We start from the raw sequence: 19,166 nt of genomic DNA, 5'->3' as shown, positions 1-19,166 counted from the left end.
CCCAGACCCTCCCCCCCCCCCCCCCCACACTCACCATCAGTGATTTTGTATGCACCGCTACCTACTGGAGGTTCAGATAACGGCTCAGATAAGTTTCTTTCTTGCCAGAAGTGTTTTGGAAGTACACGAGCAGACTGAGCAAAGCTAAATAGCTTCTCTCGATTTGGCTTGGCCATATCAATGCGCACCGTCAAATTATCTTTAGCGGTCACCGACTTAATATCTTGGTAATAAACTCGATATTGTGGAACCCCTTCTTTCATAAACTTATCGAAAGTGAACGCGACGTCATGAGCAGTGATAGGCTCACCATCATGGAAACGCGCTTTAGGGTTGATTTTCAGTTCTAACCAAGTGTAATCGTCTGAGTAACGTACGCTTTCTGCAATCAAAGGATAGTAAGCATCAATCTCGTCGCTAGGCGAATACATTAACGTATCGTAAAGTTCTAACGTACCTGCGGCTGAAACACCACGCGAGGCAAAGCGGTTAAAGTTATCGTATGTGCCTACTTGACCAAAAGTCACTGTGCCGTATTTTGGTGCTTCAGGATTAACGTAATCGAAGTGGGTAAAATCTGGTTGGTACTTTGCCTCTCCAAATCCAACTAACACTGATGTTTCCACTACTGCAGCAGATACATAGCTTGCTGACAGCGCCAATGTACATCCCAGTACAAACTTGCGCACAATTCCCATAGACGACTCCCTTTTTAATTCTTTTTTAGTCAGGCTACTATACTATTAATTAGTATTAATAATTCAAATACTTGGATAAGTATAGAAGTCCTCGCCTTTTCTGTGAACAATTTGAACGCCTGTCCCGCCTTACTCACAACATTAAGACAAAAACAAATCCTGACAATTCTCCTGCCTGCACAAATTATTTCACCAGTCAGTTGTCACTTATGTGCTTAATTTACGTACTACACTTCACTAACACGGAGGTAAGTTATGAAACTAGCACTGGCAATCGGTCTGACAATCGCAAGCAGTATGTCTCTGGCCGGAGAAAATAAAATTTACAATGTAAATGGTAGTGAATACGAGGGTTACTGGGCGAAAGTAAGTGATGATGCACCTTTGGTTATCATCGTTCACGATTGGGACGGGTTAACCGATTACGAAATGAAACGTGCGGGTATGCTCAATGAGATGGGCTACAACGTGTTTGCAGTGGATATGTTCGGTAAAGACATTCGTCCTGAGGAAGTCGACCATCGCCGCGCTCTGACTGGCGATTTATACAAAGACAGAGAAAAAATGCGAGCGTTAATGCAAGGCGGGTTGGACTACGCGTATTCGCTTGCCGGTAAAAAAGGCAAAACTGTGGTGATGGGCTACTGTTTTGGTGGCGCGGTTACACTAGAAGCCGCAAGAGCGGGTATGGCGGTTGACGGGTTTGCAACCTTCCACGGCGGATTACAAACACCTGAAGGGCAAAATTACCAAGCGGCGAAAGCACCAATCTTAGTGTTACATGGCACTGCGGACTCTTCTGTTACTATGGATCACTTTGCAGGTTTGGCCAAAGAACTTGAAGAACAAAAAGCCAAGCACGAAATGATTACCTACAGTGGCGCGCCTCACGCGTTTACCGTGTTTGGCAGTGATCGTTATCGCGAAGATGCCGATAAGAAATCTTGGCAACGCTTCTCCGAGTTTCTTGCGGCTAATACTCAGTAATACAGCCTACGCAGTATCAAACAAACCAATAAGGGCTAGATATCTATCTAGCCCTTTATTTTGTTCGCTTAACGCTATATTAAGGAGCAGAATCCAACTCGACTGGTAGATAGTGTTTCGGCTCTAGCTTCAACCATTCTGGTAACACGGTACCAATCGAAATCGATGACCAAGTGCCTGACAAAATCCCGATAAACATCGCAGTGGCGAAACCCTGCAACGCGCTTCCGCCCATAATCCAAAGCGCGGTAACGGTCAGCAACGTCGTTCCAGAGGTCACCATCGTACGCGAGAACGTCGCCAAGATAGCTTGATCGTTAATGGTTTTAGTATCTTCAGACGGCTTTGCAATCAGCAGTTCACGAATCCGGTCAGCGATAATGATCGAATCATTGAGTGAATAGCCCAAAATCGCCAAAATTGCTGCAAACACCGTCAGATTGAACTCCATCTGCGTTGCGGCAAAGAAACCCAAAACCAGCACCACATCGTGTATTAACGCCAGCAACGAACCACTTGCCAAACGCCACTCGAATCGAAAGCACAGGTAACCAAGGATACATAGCATAGAGACAAGTAACGCCAAACCACCTTGCTCTACTAAGTCTTGACCCACTTGTGAGCCCACCATGCTGTTGCTAACAATGGAGACCTGGTGAGACACCGTAGACAGTGACTGGCTTAAGTTCACATCTGTACCCTGATCCGGAATCGGATAACGAATCACCCAACGCCCCTCTTCATCCGAGTGTGTCACCGTCGTGAACTCACCCAGTGTCGGTTGCAACTGCTCGAGTAACTGGTTGTGAGTAACGGTGTCATCGACTTGAACTTCGGTCACCATGCCACCAGTGAAATCTAGCCCCATGTTTAGGCCATTCATACCAAGTGAAATTAATGACACAACCATCAGTGCGATAGAGACAAAACTTGTGATGTAGCGAATTGAACGAATATTGCTTGTGAGATATTTAACCATGATTACACCCTCACTTCGCGGCGACTATCACGTCCCCAGATTAAATTAATGATTGCTCGAGAAGCGAAAATGCCACTAAACATACTGGTCAGAAGACCTAAGCCAAGCGTCAGCGCAAAGCCTTGAATCGGACCATTACCAATCGAGTACAGGATTACCGCGGTGATCATGGTAGTGATGTTCGCGTCTAGAATCGTGCTTAATGCACTACTAAAGCCCATGTCAATCGCTTGAGCAAAAGTTCGTCCTTCCGCCATTTTGTCTTTGATACGCTCGAAGATCAGTACGTTGGTGTCCACCGCCATACCAACGGTTAGCACCAAACCTGCAATGCCCGGTAACGTTAAAACGGCGCCCGGTAGCAAAGCGATTAAGCCCAGTAGGCTGACGATGTTAATGACAAGTGCCGTATTCGCTACCCAGCCAAGTCTTCGATACCAAAGCGCCATAAACGTCAGTGTCATTGCCATACCTAGTGCCAATGCGGTAAAGCCGTTGTGGATATTCTCAGCTCCCAGCGAGGCACCGATTGTACGCTCTTCAACAATCGTTACTGGTGCGGTCAATGAGCCAGCACGTAACAATAGTGCAAGGTTTTGCGCTTCATCCACGCTGCCTGCGCCTGTAATGCGAAATTGGCTACCAAGTTGAGCCTGAATCGTCGCCACGCTGATCACGCGCTCGCTTCTTACCGTTTCACCTTTAGAATTGGTGGTGTATTCGCTGTAGACCGTCGCCATTGGTTTGCCGATATGTTTTCCGGAGAACTCGCTCATCAGTTTGCCACCAGCATGGTCAAGCGAGATGTTCACCTCAGACATCCCCATTTTATCGACGCCTGCGCGCGCATTATTGATGTGTTCACCAGTCAGCACAGGTCGCTTCGCTAAGATCACATCTCGGCCATCATTATCTTTGAGTACAATGTCGCCGTAGCCAATTCCTTCTGACGGCGATTTCGCCTCATGGAACGCCAATGTCGCCGTCGCACCAATCACATTCTTCGCTAGAGACGGGTCCTGCACGCCCGGCAACTCGATGCGGATGCTGTGCTCACCCTGACGTTGCACCAACGCTTCAGTGATACCCAGCTCTTCAATACGATCACGCATGATCTTCAGGTTTTGCTTCACCGTAGCGGTTTGAAACTCATTCTTGTATTGCAGTGATGGATTCACCGTGACAGTTTCAGTGCGGCGGTTCACTTCCCAATCAGGATAGTTTTGATTCAGGAAGCCGACGACTTTGTTGAGCGCATCGACCGATTTGCTACTGACTTTAAACCCTTGCGGCTCAAACTTCTCGACTTTCAGCCCTCTCAAACGTTCTGAACGGATCATGTCGCGTAGCTCGTCAGTCAGTGTGTTGCGCTGTTCTTCAAACGCTTTATCAACATCGACATTGAGTAGAAACTGCACACCACCACGTAAGTCGAGACCGAGCTTGATTGGCGTGAAACCCATCTCCCCCAGCCATTTCGGCGCGACTGACATGTACGAGAAGCTGATACTGTCCTCTTCACTCATCACTTGGCTAATCGCTTCACGAGCATGGGTTTGTTGACTCTCAGAATCAAACACCAGTGTTGTCTTATCACCTTGGCTGGAAATCTCAACAACAGGGATTTGCTTACTTTCTAAAAATTGGTTGAGTTTGATTGGGTCATTCAAAACACCCGCACGCTGTGACGTTGTCACTTGAAGTGCGGGTTTTTCACCGTACCAAGTAGGAATCGCGCTCAGTAACAGCAACACGACTGTCACTACCAAAACTAAATATTTCCACGCAGAGTAGTGGTTCATCACCTTCGCTCGCTGCGTTTTATTGACATTTTTTCGCTTCATAAGCTTTGTTTTCAATCCGTATATGCTCCCGGCCATAGTACCGAGAGAGAAAAACTGACAGCACGACAAAACCTGAGCACGGGCTACAAGACCTACTGCTCACGCTATCTAACTGAGTTGGAGTTTTAAAATGATGCGGATTAAGCGAATTGGCTGTTTAGCGCTACATAGAGCGCGTTGGTGTCTTTCCAGCCGGAAATACGATGGTTGGAGGTAAAAGATGTGGATGTCCAATATTGATTGACCAATATCGGATGGCTATACAGTTTGTAAGGGGGAAGCGAGTTTAGATTGAGCGGCGTTGAGTCCGTATCAGAGGCTTCTCGGTCGTCCAAAGTACGCTGGGACAAGCTCCAACGTGTCGCATTAACAATAGCAACAACATTCGCACTGTCGTCGGTATTAGAAACCGGTTGGGATTGAGGGCTCTGCTCGCTTCGCGCTTGTTCAAACAACTGCTGATACGCAGCGTCGCTTGATGGGGTTTGCGTTGACTGAGGGTTATCGAGTAAACGTCGAGCATCACTTTCAGCTTGTGCAAAGAATGCGGCAGCCTGCGATGGCAAGACCATAGCAAGCAAAGAAAAGCAAAGCAGCTTGATGAGACGCTGAGTCATTCAGTCAACCCAAAAAAAGAGACAAGCTGAATCATAAGTCCAAGCTTGTCTCTCCACAACTAAATAAATCTAAAAGATAACCTTTCATATTTGATAAGAATAAAAACCTCTTAACGATAGAAAATCTCACCGCTGCCGACATCTAGATACACTTTGTTCGCTTGCTTCAAACCTCCGCAGTAGACGAAATAGACATCACGATCTTTGAAAGTGACCGAACGCATCCAACCTTTGGTTTCTTCAAAGTCGCTAGGGCGGCAGGTTTTCTCTTTCAATAACTTATCCGTCTTGGCGACAAACACTTCAAAATGGCGTTTGAAGTCATCCGACTTTTCAATATAGCTGCTGACGGTTTCCAGACGCTCTTCTTTGCTGATGGTTGGCGGCACTTCTAAAAGCGCATCTAGAGGTACCCATTCTGCTACCTCTTCACCGCCTTCTTCATACACGTAGTAACGCGAAACCCTGCCCCAACCGTCTTTCTTTTCGAACACATGTAGCTTATCACCACGGTAGAGCACGCTCTCGATAAACGCCTCTTTATCGGGTTTCTCTCTAACACCGAGCCTTTGCGGACTTACGTAATAGTCCGTGACGGGTGGTTTCGTCTCTTTGACTGGCTGTTTATCTTCTATCGATGGTTCTGGGGTTTCGGTTGGCGTTTCTTGCTGAGCCAGCAGCTCGGCTTCTTGCTGCGGTTTGAAATAAAAAATGTAGTACCCACCGCCTGCACATGCCAAACCCAACAATAATACGACCACCATAATTAACTTTTTCATTTCTGGTCAGTCTCTTTCCTATACTTAAACCATCCGAAACTATTGATTATTAAACTTATGAGATGGCTTAGAGCCTTTATAACTATAACGGCCATATTGTCGATCACTTTACCTATTCCTGTTTTCGCCGCGCAATGTGACGAGAAGAGCTGGAATCAATCCCTCACTTTTCAAAAACGGGTGGACGCTTGGTATAACCAGCAAGCGACCAAATACAATGATTTTCTCAGCCTACACAAGCAACGTGTACTATTGCAGCAGCAATTCAGTGAACAAGAACTCCGTCGTTTCTGGCGCACTCAAAAGCGGATATTCATCAATACAATGAACGCGCAAATACAGGCAGCCAATGAGACGGTAAGCCAGCTTGATCAGCAAATTCATGCTGTGAGTGACGGAGCTGATATTATTGACAAAGCCATTACGCACTGGCGCTCAATCAATCAACAATGCGAAAAAGAACAGCAGTTTATTAACAGCGCCACCAGCCTAACCTATATTCAAGCTAACCAAATTCTCAAGCTCGAACAGGAGAAACTTGTCAGTAAGTTGAATCAGCTCAAACGTATTTATCAATACGAAGCGGATTTACTAACAAAAACTCAGCAATAACGCCTTTCCACTGACTTATCGTTCCAAAACATACAGATTCATAATCAGCGCCTATTTATTACCTCAGGCAAAATTTGATAACAATTATCATTTGCAGTCGATGGCAATCATGCTTTAGTATTACATCACTGTTAGTGATATTTATGTATACCCTTGAAACTCGCACTCTCTTTAAAAACGCTTTGTACTATTTGGCTGGTGGGTATTGGTATCGCCGCCTACACTGTCACTGCGATCTATAATCACGAAACCCAGCAATTCCACTCCCAACTCGAAACACGGTTATCCAATAAAATTCACGCGTTGAATCAATCATTACAAAGTACCAAGTTACTTCTAGAGTCTACACGTGCATTTCTGATCCATAGCAACCAACCAACGCAACATCAATTTGAGCAGTTCCTTGAAAACCGAACGGGCATGAACGCCAACGTGCAGTCGATTCTCTGGGCTCCCGCGATCAGAAAAGACTCGCTCGCGCTACTTAAAGAACAAGCCAAGCAACAAGGTTTCCTTGGTTTCGATGTGTATCCACCTATCACGGAAACCAGCGATTCCGCGTTATTCAGCCAGATGACGTTGCCAGTGTTCTATCTCTCTTCTCGCTTTGAGGCGAGCAATTATCTAGGTTGGAGACTCGAGTCTAGACCAACTAGCCGCCAGGCCATTGAGGAGGCATTGGCAAGTGGTCAGGCAGAAATCATTTTGTGCGAAGAAGACAACCAAATCGTTGCGCGTGTATTTCTGCCGGTTGTCAGCAATGATAAGCAACTAGAAGGGATTGTGGTGGCGAATATCATCGTCCATGAGTTCTTTCGCTTTATTTGGCAAGACCTGCTCAACTCGACCCATACCCTAATTCAAGTGGATAGCTTAGACAGCGAGCAAATGTTGTTTCGCTCTCACCTTAATACCAACCTCGATTCACACAGTTTCTACCAACAAGTTACCAGCGTATCGCGAGATATTAGCGTACCTCTGGTTGACCGAAAATGGCGAGTTTCTATCACCGTGCTCAACACATCCGGCAGTATCTGGTTATACAGCGGTGGCGCGGTAGGCATGATTCTTCTGTTGACGTTATCGGTCACACTGGCAACCAATTTTTACGCAACACGTTTGGTCGTTTCTAATCGGATTATCGAAGAGAAGACCAAATCACTTGCGAGACAAGCCGTCACCGACGGCCTAACGAATATGTACAACCGCTCGGCCTTAACCCATGAGATAAACTTGATGTTAGAGCAACTGCGAGCAGGAGCAAGCAAGGGGTTCTCAATTCTTTTTATCGATCTCGACCGATTTAAAGTCATCAACGATTCGCTCGGTCACATGCTCGGCGACCAAATTTTGATTGAAGTGGCTAAGCGTATTCAGGGCAACTGCCGCCGTGGAGATATGGGCTTTCGCTTTGGCGGTGACGAGTTCATTATCTACCTTCCTGAACTCACCGATCCACAGGAGCTAACACGGATTTGCCAGCGCTATAGCAAGCTGCTCAGCGAGCCTTATACCATCAACCAGCAAGACTTCCACATCGCGGCGAGTATCGGCATATCTATCGTCACCGATCCCAAGCAAGATCTGACCACGATTCTACGTGAAGCCGATACAGCGATGTACCAAGCGAAAAATGCTTCGCACGAAAAAGTGGTCTTTTTCCACGATGAAATGTTCAAAAAAGCACAGATGCGTTTCCAACTGGAGCAAGACCTAGCCGTCGCGATGGAGCTGCGTCAGCTTAACCTTGTTTACCAGCCAATCTACGCTACCGATAGTGAGCACGTCACTGGCTTTGAGGCACTACTGCGTTGGAATCACCCAAGTCATGGATTTATTCCACCCGATGTGTTCATTCCTATTGCAGAAGAAACCGGGCTGATCATTAAAATCGGTGACTGGGTCGCAAAAGAAACCTGCAAAACCATCGATCGCCATTGGGACTCCGGCGTAGATGGACCACTGCGTTTTAACATTAACGTCTCGGCAAAGCAGTTTGAATCCAACCATATCTACCACAGCTTAATGGGTATATTGGCAAACTATGATTTTCCTCCAGAGTGTCTGGGTGTAGAAATAACCGAGTCGTTAATGCTTAGCCGCAGCAAATGCAGCAAGGAGAAACTGTTACAGCTTAAGCAACTCGGCATCGTGCTTTATCTGGATGATTTTGGTACGGGCTACTCATCACTGTCGGTACTGAAAGACTACCCTGTCGATATCGTTAAAGTGGACAGAAGTTTCGTCAATGGGCTCGCGCAAGGGGACACAACCGGTGACAACTTATGTTTAGCGATTATCAATATGGCGCATACGATTAAGATGAAAGTGGTCGCAGAGGGTGTGGAAACCTCAGAGCAGTTGGCATTGCTCTCTTCGTTTGACTGTAACTACGTTCAAGGCTACCTGAAATCTAAACCGATCACTGGCTGTAAACTGGAAACTTTTTTGTTCCCCCAAACGAGAAAAACGGCCTAAAACAAAATCTATGCGGGAAAGAGTTTCAGGCCGTGGATTATTCTTAGTTACTTGGTTTTGATTGAATAAGCGCAGTTACAATTTGTCGCACTTAGCCGCACAAATAAAATCGTTTTGGTGGAGTCCTTTAATCGAATGGCTCCACCAAGTCACCGTGACTTTACCCCATTCCAAAAGAATAGACGGGTGATGGAATTCGTCTTCCGCCAACTGAGAGATTTTATCGGCAAACGCCCATGCCTGTTTGTAGTTTTTGAACGTATACACTTTCTCAAGCTGCGGAATCCCGTCTCGCTCCAGTATTTGCCAACCGTCCAACTCTGTGAGTAAAAGTCTGCGCTCTTCTGCACCTAATGCGATTGCATCACCGCTGCACGATTCACAACGTAATTCATCAAGCATGTGTCACTTCCTTTGGTTCAAATAATGGGGGTAATAATCCAGCTTTCATCGCTTGCCTTACATGGAACATCAAATCCATTTGGCTTAGGCGATATAGCTGTTCAATGCTGTCTAAAACAAAATACTCTGGCTGCATAATGTCGATGCGATAGGGCGTGCGCAGCACAGTGTGGATATCGAATTTGTCCCGTAGCGGCTTGGAATCTTCTAGCGCGTAAATGGTTTCCCCCGGAGAAGACAAAATACCACCGCCGTAGATCTTTAATTCATCACCCTCGTTTACCAGGCCAAACTCAACCGTAAACCAATATAAACGAGCCAAATAAACGCGTTCTTTGCTGGTTGCTCGTTGACCTAGCTGACCGTACGTATGGGTAAATTCAGCGAATTGGGGGTTGGTCAACATCGCACAATGACCAAAGATTTCGTGGAAAAAGTCCGGCTCTTGCAAATAATCGAATTCTTCTCGCGAACGCAAAAAAGTCGCGACCGGAAACTTCTTATTCGCCAACAGTTCAAAGAAACGGTCAAAGTTGATCAGCGCAGGAACCGGCTCAACCTGCCAACCGGTTTCACGCATTAAAACTCGGTTAATCTCGGGTAGTTGCGGTACTCGATCTAACGGTAGGTCGAGCAACTCCAAGCCGCGCAAATACTCTTTACACGCTCGTTGCTCAACGTAGCCCAATTGGCGTGTGACCAAGTCATGCCAAATGCGATCTTCTTCGCTACTCCAGTCAACAAATCCTTTGTCGTTCACTGGGTTAGATACATACTGAGTCATTGCCTTTCCTTTTAACAATTCCTTTACATAAAGCCTATCCCTATGCTGATCTGGTGACAATTACACCAATGATATTCGAGCAAAAGTACCTGTAACATTATCTTTACATTTGACGTTTTTTTGCTTATTTATCAGCCATCTGATTATGCTCGGATGTTTGACTTTGTTCAGGTTTCAAACAAAACTTAAGCGATAAATCAGGACTATTGGACGAGGACGTCATGCAGCAGTGTGTACAACCAAAAGCAGAACCGATTTGGGTTCCTAGCCAACAACGAATTGAATCTTCTAATCTGCACCAGTTCATTCAGCACGTTAATATTCAAGGGCATGACATCCACAACTACGAAGAATTGCATAAGTGGTCGATTGAGAACCCGCGCGATTTTTGGCTAGAAACGTGGCAGTTCTGTGATGTCATTGGTTACATGGGCGAATGCATTGCGGGTGAAGGGCTATCTAAATGGGGCGAACACACACCAAGCAGAGACACCATCTGGTTTCCCCAGGCACAACTGAACTACGCAGAAAACCTGCTCTCTTATGCGTTTCAGGCACCTTCAGATATCGCCATTTGGTTTACCAACGAACGAGGCGAGCAGCAAACGCTCACCTGGCAAGAGCTGTGCGATAAGGTTTCGATTGTACAACAATGGTTGGAACAGCAAGGCGTCAGTCAAGGTGATGTGGTCGCCGGTTATCTACCCCATATGCCTGAAACCGTCATTGCTATGCTTGCCACCACCAGCTTAGGTGCGATCTGGACATCGACCTCTCCTGACTTTGGCACAGAAAGCGTGGTTGAGCGATTTGGCCAGGTGCAGCCTAAAGTCCTTTTCTGTTGTAACGGCTACCAGTTCAACGGCAAAGCTTTCCCTATGGGAGAGAAAAACCGCGCAATTATCGACGCGTTACCAAGCCTTAAAGCGACGTGCCAGATTGACTATCTCCCGCTAACAGAACGGGACAATAGCGGACAACTCACCGAGTGGCAGTCGGTCATGGCGGATTTTATCCCCCACGCGCTCCACTACCAACGCATTAGCTTTAACGACCCGTTGTTTGTGCTTTACTCGTCGGGTACAACGGGCAAACCCAAGTGTATTGTCCATTCCGTAGGCGGGATTACGCTTAACCATTTGAAAGAACATCAGCTTCACAGCGATATTCAACCCAAAGACCGAGTGTTCTATTACACCACCTGTGGCTGGATGATGTGGAACTGGCACGTATCCGCTCTGGCAAGTGGTGCAACGTTGGTGATCTTCGATGGTAGCCCAATGTACCCGGACCAAAACGTGCTGTGGCAATTGGCTGAAAAAACAGAAGTCAGTCTATTTGGCACCTCGGCTAAATACCTTGAAGCGTTGCAGAAAGGTGAATTTAACGCTCTGCAACAATTCGACCTCAGCTCACTCAAAACCTTATGTTCAACGGGCTCTGTGCTTTACCCTCAGCAGTTTGATTATGTCTACAACAACATCAAACAAGACCTGCATTTAGCGTCGATTTCAGGCGGTACTGATATCTGCGGATGTTTTGTGATTGGTAACCCTATCTCTGCGGTTTATCGCGGCGAGTGCCAGTCAGCAGCGTTAGGGCTGGATGTCGCAGTATTCAATGAACACGGAGAATTGGTTATTGCTGAGCGCGGTGAACTGGTATGTCGCAACAGCTTCCCCAATCAGCCACTTGGCTTCTGGCACGACGACGGTGAGCGTTACCACAACGCTTACTGGGCAAAGTTTGCCAACACTTGGCATCACGGTGATGATGTGAAGCAAACCGAAAATGGTGGGATGGTCTTTTACGGTCGCAGTGACGCAACGCTCAATCCTGGCGGGGTACGAATAGGTACTGCTGAAATCTACCAACAGGTGAACCAGCTAGACGGCGTGATCGACTCAATTGCGGTATCTCGTCATGTGAATGGCGATGAAAAAATCGTCTTATTTGTCCAATTGGAACCAGAGTGTAAACTGGATGAACAGCTCGCTTTGGAAATTCGCGCAACGCTCAAAGCCAAATGTTCACCAAGGCATGTACCCAGTGAAATCTATTCACTGAGCGAAATTCCAAAGACCAAGTCAGGCAAACTGGTTGAGCTCGCGGTTAAACAGGTATTACACGGACTGGAAGTAAAAAATCAAGGCGCGATCGCTAACCCTTGGGTGTTAGAAGAAGTCGCTGAATTTGCACAGCGATAGACGCAGAAATAAAAAAGCCCGGTCATCCACCGGGCTTTCTAATTTGCTCAATAATTACTTTTTCGCAACCGCCATCAGCACTTTGAACGTGCCTTGCGGTGTATCAACATCAAAAGGTGTTGTTACGGTTACTTCATCAAAACCAACACTGGTAAGCACCTGTTTTGCGTGCTGCGTTGTCATTCCACCGACTTCGTCTTTATCCGACAACCAATCCCAATGGATAAAGTAGCCGCCTTCATCGACCAAACTGTAAACAATGTCTGCGACGTCGGCGTAATTAGGAATAAAACTGCAAACCGATGACGCAACCACCGCATCAAACTGGTTGCGAAATGCCGGATGCATCGCCACTAAACCGCGGGTGAGCATATCAACCACTGGCTCAACGTTGTGTAACTCTTTTTTATCCAGTTGCTCGATCATCGCTTCTGAGCTATCTAAAGCAACAATATCTTTGGCGATAGGAGAAAGCTTTTGGCTTAGCAATCCAGTGCCGCACCCAAAATCAAGGATGTGCGCACCCTTAAGATCAATGATATCTTGCAGTGACTCATAAACTTTTGCCGCGAAAACCGCTGTCGATTGTTCTTTTTCCCAGTCTACTGCGACATCATCCCAACTCGTAGCCATCATGATCTCCCTATAACTACATTCATTTGGCGTCCCCCAAGAGTATCAAAACTGCATGAAATTCCTAGCATTTCGAAGCGGAAAACGGACAATCTGCGATTATTATTATACTATCGATGAAAAGATCACTGATAACGCTTAATAAATGAACTTATCTCAAATCGAAGCTTTCTGTAGTGTCGCGGATACGGGTTCTGTATCGGAAGCCGCACGACAACTGGAATGCAACCGTACAAAATTAAGTATGGCAATCAAAGCATTAGAGAAAGACCTCAACATTGAGTTGTTTGTCCGCAGCGGTAACAACCTGACCCTTTCAGAAGCCGGTAAAGCCATTTATAAAGATAGCCAAAACCTGCTGGTCACCGCACAACGGATTCGTCAAACTTGTGCACAGGTCTCAGGCGAGTTTAACGCCGAGGTATGGATTGCTCGCGACGATTCACTGCCAGACGAAATGTGGCAAGACTTATCTCATAAGCTCAATAAGCGTTTTCCAGCAACGTCTTTTAATACTGTTCTCGCTTCCTCCGGTGACTTAGCAAACTTAGTCGCTACCCAGCAGGTCGATTTCGCATTTGGCGTCGATTACGAGCGTACCGACGATCCACACATTGCTTATCAACCTTTGGGTAAGATACGCATGATGTCGGTGTGTAAAGCCGATAACCCACTGAGTAAACTGCGCCGAGTATCAGATGATGAACTAAGAAATGCAATGCAAGCGGTGATGGTGTACCTCAATGAAAAAGACAATCCAGAGTTACAACCTTTTTCTCTGCGCCATATCGGCTTCTCCAGTTTTGATTACATGCTCAATACCATTCTTGAAGAGGATGCGTGGGGTGTACTGCCAGAACCGCTGATTCGTCACTTATTGAGAAAGCAAAAGCTGGCTGTAATCAAACATACTTACGGCTTAACCCAAGAAGATTACTGCATGTTCACCGCCGCAGGCATGGCAGAGCATCCAGGGATGTCGTGGCTGGCGGATAAGCTCAACGAATATTTGTTCGACTTCTAACGTTATCTGCATGCATTTTTAGACAGCAAATATCACTGAGCGTCAAAATAATTGACACAAAAATACACGTATAACTAATTGATTTTAAACAAATAAAAGCCAAACCTATCGTTAAGTGTTTGTTTATAGCACAGAATGCGTTTGTAAAATCCTCATATTTTGAGAAAACTATAGAGGTGTTTTACAACGAGATTTTGGTTATGTGTGCCAGAACCAGCTTAAATGAGAAACGAACCCTGACCTTTTCAGCCCTTTTAGCCTCTGGCTTTGCGGGTGGTGGTCTAGTGCTCGGTTTACTTGTTGGCTCACTAGTCATTGTCTTTGACGGCGTCTATTCACTAGTCAGTTTACTGTTAACATTATTGTCACTGGCCGCATCGCGATACATTCAGCGTCCATCGAAGTCACTTTTCCCATTTGGTAAAGCAATCCTTGAACCCGTTGTCATTGCGATCAAAGGTTTGGTGATCTTGTTGGTCGTGAGCTATTCGCTTTATTCAGCCATCATCGCGATGTTCAATGGTGGTCGTGAAGTCGATGCTTCCATCGCCACTTTGTTTGGTGTTGTAAACGTTATTGGCTGTGGTTACGCGTGGTGGTATATCGCCAACAAATCCAAACGCTTTTCATCGGGTTTGATTGCTGCAGAAGCGACACAGTGGAAAATGGATACGCTACTGAGTGTTGCAGTAACACTTGGGTTTATTTCAGCTTGGTTTGTATCAATCTCACCTTTCGCAGAATACGCAGTGTACGCAGACCCAATGATGATGATTTTAATGTCGTTCTACTTTATTAAAGTCCCGTTCGATATGCTTCGCGAAGCGCTGCGAGAGCTACTAATGATGTCGCCAAGCGACGAAATTTGTCACGCGGTAGACAAAGAAGTCTCTGCACTCGAGCAGCAGGTATCGCAAAAACTTAACGTGGTTGGCGTAGCCAAGGTGGGTCGTGAGTTGCGTGTCAGACTTGATGTTCACTCAAAAGGTAACCAAGTCGAGGTTGCGGAAGTCGAAAGAACACGACGCATCCTTAAAGATAAACTCTCTAAGTTATCACTCGACCTCAATCTGACGATGAATATCGCAAGCTAACGCTAAACAAAGTTACAAACTGAAAAGCCACCAAATACGGTGGCTTTTTACGTCTCAGGCTTCTTCAACCGCTAACGTTAAGTGGTAAAAATCTTTATCACTCTCTTCAATCGCGTAACCTAGTTCAGTGTAGAAACGAAGCGCTTCCGAATTGGCAATAAAGCTCGATAATGTCATTGTTTGGCGGGATGCATCGATCGCTTCTTGCTTCAACAAATCCATCACTTGCGCACCAATACCTCTTCCTTGGAATTCGGGGAAAATAATCAATAGGTGAAGATGCAATCGCGTTGTCACATGTTTGTAGCAAACAAGCCCTACTCTTTCTCGACCTTGATAAATCCAGAAATACCAGTTCAAATCATATTCGTTGGCCAATCTTGCACGTTGAAAGTTGTCATCCCAACCAAACACTGCGTCCACATACGGAAATAGCGCCACTTTTGTGACTGAAAAAACTACTTCCATTTCACTATCCTTGATGTTTATTAGTGCAACTTTCATACGATTATAAAACCTAACGCTTAAAAATGACCGAATCGAGTATTGTAACAATAGTGTTGCATATCATTTGCGGTACAAATCACTACACTTTTATTAATAGCAGTAGTAACTTATCACTTAGCTGCACTAACACTCCAAATCCTTACTTTTATTGAGCTTTTTGTTAATGCTGAATCAATTTTTTATCACCGATGTTGAGAACGTAAATCTAATGACGGGCAGTTACAAGCTGTGGCTTGTGATTTTGTCAGTCTTTGTGGCGTCTATGACGTCATTTTTTGCGCTTCGACTGGCAGCAATGGCACGTCATATCGTCGATACGTCACATCAGAAGGTCGCCCTTCTATCTGGTTCTCTTATCATGGCTGGCGGTGTTTGGAGTATGCATTTTGTCGGAATGCTCGCTTTTGAAATGCCTCATGATCATGGCTACGATTTACTAATCACAACCCTTTCTGTCCTGCCAGCCATCATATCGTCTTACATCATGATCAAGTCATTGATTGATAACAACGACTCGCTAAAAATCTTAGTGCGCAATGGCATCGTTGTGGGTGCAGGTATTGGTGCCATGCACTACCTAGGGATGGAAGCGATGCAGATGGATATTCAACTGTTATATGATCCTTACTGGTTTGCATTGTCGATTGTTGTGGCTGTAGCACTTTCGTTTATCGCCCTTTCTGCGCGCAGAGCATTACGCTCACGTTTTCCGTCGATGCGTTCTTTACACATTATTCTAATTAGCTCAGTCACCATGGGATGCGCAATTGCAGGCATGCACTACACTGGTATGGAAGCCGCTCGTTTTGTCATACCTGATTCCATGATCATCCACTATGTCAGTGACAAAGCGCATGACCAGTCGTTCTTAGCCATTGGTGTGGCAATTGCAACCCTCTTCGTCTCTACGTTAGCCGTCAATGTGAGTTCGCAGCTGCGCTACCGCCAATTACTCAACGAAAAGACCGCCGGTGAAGCGCGACTACAGGCTATTCTTGAAACCGCAACTGACGGTGTTGTGACCATTAATGCAAAGGGCATTATCCAAGGGGTCAACGGCGCGGCAAGCCGAATTTTCGGCTGGGAAGAGCGTGAAGTCATCGGAAAAAACGTGTCAATGTTAATGCCAAATCCACATCGAGATGCTCACGATTCGTACTTAAGTCGCTATTTCGAAACGGGTGAAGAACGAGTTATCGGCTCTCCGCGTGAAGTTTACGCTCAACATAAGCAAGGCCACCTTATTCCTGTGCGCCTCGGGGTTGGACGAGTCAACCTTAAAGACGAAGAAACACTGTTTGTTGGTTTTGTTGCGGACATTTCTGACCGTAAAGCGATGGAAGAAAGACTGAGAGAGAGCCAAGAGCGCTTAAGCTCATTGATGCAAAATATCCCGGGAGCATCATTCCGCCGCCGTTTAGACAAAGACTGGACGCCCATTTTCTTAAGTGAAGGGATGTTCGATATCTCAGGCTATTCATCGCGTTTGTTCTTAAATCAAGAGAAGTCATTCGCTAAGTTAGTGTTCGAAGAGGACTTTAAATATGTCTGTGAGCGCATTCAGTCACTCGATGCCCATAACTCTACCTATGCGATTGAATACCGTTTGAAGCACCAAAATGGCGAGCCGGTTTGGGTGCTGGAAAATGGCCTAGTAGTAAGGGACGAGCAAGGTAACGTGAAGTGGATTGACGGTGTAATGATCAATATCTCGACCCTGAAGCAGGTCGAGCACGAACTGATCAACGCAAAACTACTTGCGGAAGAAGCGGCGGAAAGTAAAGCGAACTTTCTTGCCAATATGAGCCACGAAATACGTACACCGATGAACGCGATCATCGGTTTTACCGACATTTTGCTCGATTCAACCATCAGCGGTGAGAATCGTCGCCACCTTGAAACCATTGAAAAAGCGTCTCGATCGCTACTTCACTTGCTCAATGACATTCTTGATAGTGCCAAGCTAGAAAAAAACAAACTGGATGTGCAACCCGTGGCGTTCAACCTCGCCAACTGCGTCGACACCGTGATTTCCACGCTATGGCTCAACGCAAAAGGCAAAGGGATTGACCTGTCACTGACTCTGTCTGATGAGTTACCAGAGGTGGTGTTCGGCGCAGAAGACCGTATTCGTCAGGTGTTAATGAATTTGGTGGGTAATGGCGTTAAGTTTACCGAAAGTGGCAGCGTCAGCTTAGACGTTACCGCAGTCGACGGCGAAAAAGATATGATTCGCTTTAGCGTAACGGACACTGGTATTGGTATCGCACCGGAACGGGTCAGCGCGATCTTCGATCCTTTCACTCAGGCGGATTCATCTATGAGCCGCCGCTTTGGTGGGACAGGCTTAGGTACGACGATCTCACGCCAATTAGTTCACCTGATGGGTGGAGAAATCTACGCAACCAGTGAATTGGGTAAAGGCAGCTGTTTCTACTTCGATTTGCCCCTACCCGCGAGCGAGCTAGAGTCAGAAGTGCAATCCGATCTCAAACTCACCCTGCCACCGTTACGAATTTTGGTTTGTGATGATATCGAGCAAAACCGCAAACTGCTAAAAATCTTATTAGAGCGCGACGGCCACACGGTAATTACCGCCGATGATGGGATTGAAGCGATAGAACGCTATCAAACGGACGAACCAGAGCTGATCCTAATGGATCTCCAAATGCCACGCTTAGACGGACTTGGCGCGAGTAGAGAAATCCGTAACTGGGAGCAAAAATACGATAAGCATGCAGTGCCGATTGTTGCATTGACCGCGAGTGTCTTGGCTGAAGACCGCCATCAAGCTCAAGCGGCTGGAATGAATGGCTTCGCCAACAAACCCATCAATATGGCGCAATTAACTCAAGAGATCGCACGCTCGATGAATCTCCGTTTGTCGGTGGAATCTTCGCCCGAACAAGCGCAGCCAAAACAAAACTCTCGATTTAAACTAATTCATTTACAAAATGGCTTGAAGTTGTGGGGAGATGAGAATCTCTACGCGACCGAGCTACGCAATATGCTCGAAAAACATCTCGATTTGCCAGCGCAGTTCAAACAGCTAGTCGATAGCCATCAGTGGGAAGAACTCGCGGGTCGAGCGCACGCCATGAAAGGCTTGTCCGGCAACTTTGCCTTGATATCACTACATCATTTATTTAGTCAGTTGGAAAAAGCCGCTGATGACCACCAAATCTCGCAAGCTCAACATGTTGTAAAGGAAATTGCCGACAATTGGCCTACGCTTTGTAAAGAAGTGGCGACACTCGCCGACAAGTTAGTCATAGAACCAAAAACAACGACAACAATGGACGACATTGATACTGAACAACTGCGAGACCTGCTGACCGAATGGTTGAAAGCCACTCAAGCGGGTGAGCTGAGGGAAGACATCGCAGAAAACGTACAACATTCCGTCCCTGCTTGCGTAAAGAAACCGATCGTTGATGCAATTAACGCAATTGACGATTTTGACTTTAACGTCGCCGCTACCCACTTGGAGTCAGCGCTCGAAACGCTTCAATAAGAAGGAA

Annotated in this window: 16 protein-coding genes; 7 read left to right on the top strand and 9 right to left on the bottom strand. The window is 46.2% G+C overall.

Annotated elements, in window-relative coordinates:
• On the bottom strand, nucleotides 1-698 hold a 698-nt coding region (locus HCZ42_RS12435), incomplete at its 3' end, for an ABC transporter substrate-binding protein (protein WP_254868961.1).
• Nucleotides 699-953: 255 nt separating this feature from the next.
• On the opposite strand from HCZ42_RS12435, the gene HCZ42_RS12430 reads away from it, so the two are divergent.
• Entirely contained in the window at nucleotides 954-1,685 is a 732-nt protein-coding gene (locus HCZ42_RS12430) for a dienelactone hydrolase family protein (RefSeq protein ID WP_167420998.1), read from the top strand.
• Nucleotides 1,686-1,764: 79 nt separating this feature from the next.
• On the opposite strand, the gene secF is transcribed toward HCZ42_RS12430, so the two are convergent.
• The 4 genes from secF to HCZ42_RS12410 form a co-directional block, all read right to left on the bottom strand.
• Nucleotides 1,765-2,664, bottom strand: coding sequence for a protein translocase subunit SecF (secF, locus tag HCZ42_RS12425; RefSeq protein WP_167420997.1), 900 nt, complete (start codon nucleotides 2,662-2,664; stop codon nucleotides 1,765-1,767).
• A 2-nt stretch (nucleotides 2,665-2,666) separates the two neighbouring features.
• Nucleotides 2,667-4,508, bottom strand: coding sequence for a protein translocase subunit SecD (gene secD, locus HCZ42_RS12420; RefSeq protein ID WP_167420996.1), 1,842 nt, complete (start codon nucleotides 4,506-4,508; stop codon nucleotides 2,667-2,669).
• Nucleotides 4,509-4,648: 140 nt separating this feature from the next.
• Nucleotides 4,649-5,125 (bottom strand): hypothetical protein, encoded by a 477-nt coding sequence (locus tag HCZ42_RS12415; RefSeq protein WP_167420995.1) that lies wholly within the window; start codon nucleotides 5,123-5,125, stop codon nucleotides 4,649-4,651.
• Between the two features lie 110 nt (nucleotides 5,126-5,235).
• Entirely contained in the window at nucleotides 5,236-5,904 is a 669-nt protein-coding gene (locus HCZ42_RS12410) for a hypothetical protein (protein ID WP_175579483.1), read from the bottom strand.
• A 42-nt stretch (nucleotides 5,905-5,946) separates the two neighbouring features.
• Between HCZ42_RS12410 and HCZ42_RS12405 the strand changes: the two genes are divergently transcribed.
• Entirely contained in the window at nucleotides 5,947-6,516 is a 570-nt protein-coding gene (locus HCZ42_RS12405) for a hypothetical protein (RefSeq protein WP_167420994.1), read from the top strand.
• Between the two features lie 153 nt (nucleotides 6,517-6,669).
• Nucleotides 6,670-8,994, top strand: a complete 2,325-nt coding sequence (locus HCZ42_RS12400) for a bifunctional diguanylate cyclase/phosphodiesterase (RefSeq protein WP_167420993.1) — start codon at nucleotides 6,670-6,672, stop codon at nucleotides 8,992-8,994.
• A 75-nt stretch (nucleotides 8,995-9,069) separates the two neighbouring features.
• Here the strand turns inward: HCZ42_RS12400 and HCZ42_RS12395 are convergent, their stop codons facing one another.
• Together HCZ42_RS12395 and phhA are read right to left on the bottom strand one after the other, a co-directional pair.
• On the bottom strand, nucleotides 9,070-9,396 hold the full coding sequence (locus tag HCZ42_RS12395; protein WP_167420992.1) for a 4a-hydroxytetrahydrobiopterin dehydratase: 327 nt from the start codon (nucleotides 9,394-9,396) through the stop codon (nucleotides 9,070-9,072).
• Entirely contained in the window at nucleotides 9,389-10,180 is a 792-nt protein-coding gene (gene phhA / locus HCZ42_RS12390) for a phenylalanine 4-monooxygenase (protein WP_167420991.1), read from the bottom strand. Before phhA ends, HCZ42_RS12395 begins: the two co-directional genes overlap by 8 nt.
• Nucleotides 10,181-10,401: 221 nt before the next feature.
• Here phhA and HCZ42_RS12385 point away from each other — a divergent pair, with 221 nt between their 5' ends.
• Nucleotides 10,402-12,387, top strand: coding sequence for an acetoacetate--CoA ligase (locus HCZ42_RS12385; protein ID WP_167420990.1), 1,986 nt, complete (start codon nucleotides 10,402-10,404; stop codon nucleotides 12,385-12,387).
• A 54-nt stretch (nucleotides 12,388-12,441) separates the two neighbouring features.
• Here the strand turns inward: HCZ42_RS12385 and HCZ42_RS12380 are convergent, their stop codons facing one another.
• Nucleotides 12,442-13,020, bottom strand: a complete 579-nt coding sequence (locus HCZ42_RS12380; protein ID WP_167420989.1) for a class I SAM-dependent DNA methyltransferase — start codon at nucleotides 13,018-13,020, stop codon at nucleotides 12,442-12,444.
• A gap of 145 nt (nucleotides 13,021-13,165) precedes the next feature.
• Between HCZ42_RS12380 and HCZ42_RS12375 the strand changes: the two genes are divergently transcribed.
• A complete protein-coding gene (locus HCZ42_RS12375) occupies nucleotides 13,166-14,044 on the top strand; it encodes a LysR family transcriptional regulator (RefSeq protein WP_167420988.1) in 879 nt (292 codons plus the stop codon).
• Nucleotides 14,045-14,244: 200 nt separating this feature from the next.
• On the top strand, nucleotides 14,245-15,138 hold the full coding sequence (locus HCZ42_RS12370; protein WP_167420987.1) for a cation diffusion facilitator family transporter: 894 nt from the start codon (nucleotides 14,245-14,247) through the stop codon (nucleotides 15,136-15,138).
• 54 nt (nucleotides 15,139-15,192) lie between these two features.
• Here HCZ42_RS12370 and HCZ42_RS12365 read toward each other — a convergent pair whose 3' ends face one another.
• Nucleotides 15,193-15,606 carry a GNAT family N-acetyltransferase gene (locus HCZ42_RS12365; protein WP_254868960.1) on the bottom strand — a complete coding sequence of 138 codons (414 nt, stop codon included), beginning with the start codon at nucleotides 15,604-15,606 and terminating at the stop codon, nucleotides 15,193-15,195.
• Nucleotides 15,607-15,808: 202 nt separating this feature from the next.
• Between HCZ42_RS12365 and HCZ42_RS12360 the strand changes: the two genes are divergently transcribed.
• Complete coding sequence (locus HCZ42_RS12360) at nucleotides 15,809-19,159, top strand: PAS domain S-box protein (RefSeq protein WP_167420985.1); 3,351 nt, start codon at nucleotides 15,809-15,811, stop codon at nucleotides 19,157-19,159.
• Nucleotides 19,160-19,166 lie beyond the last annotated feature (7 nt).

It is taken from the genome of Vibrio hepatarius (assembly GCF_011806575.1).
Classification (GTDB): Bacteria; Pseudomonadota; Gammaproteobacteria; order Enterobacterales; family Vibrionaceae; genus Vibrio; species Vibrio hepatarius_A.
Note: the sequence above shows the minus strand (reverse complement) of the source record. Positions and strands in the feature narration are given on the sequence as shown.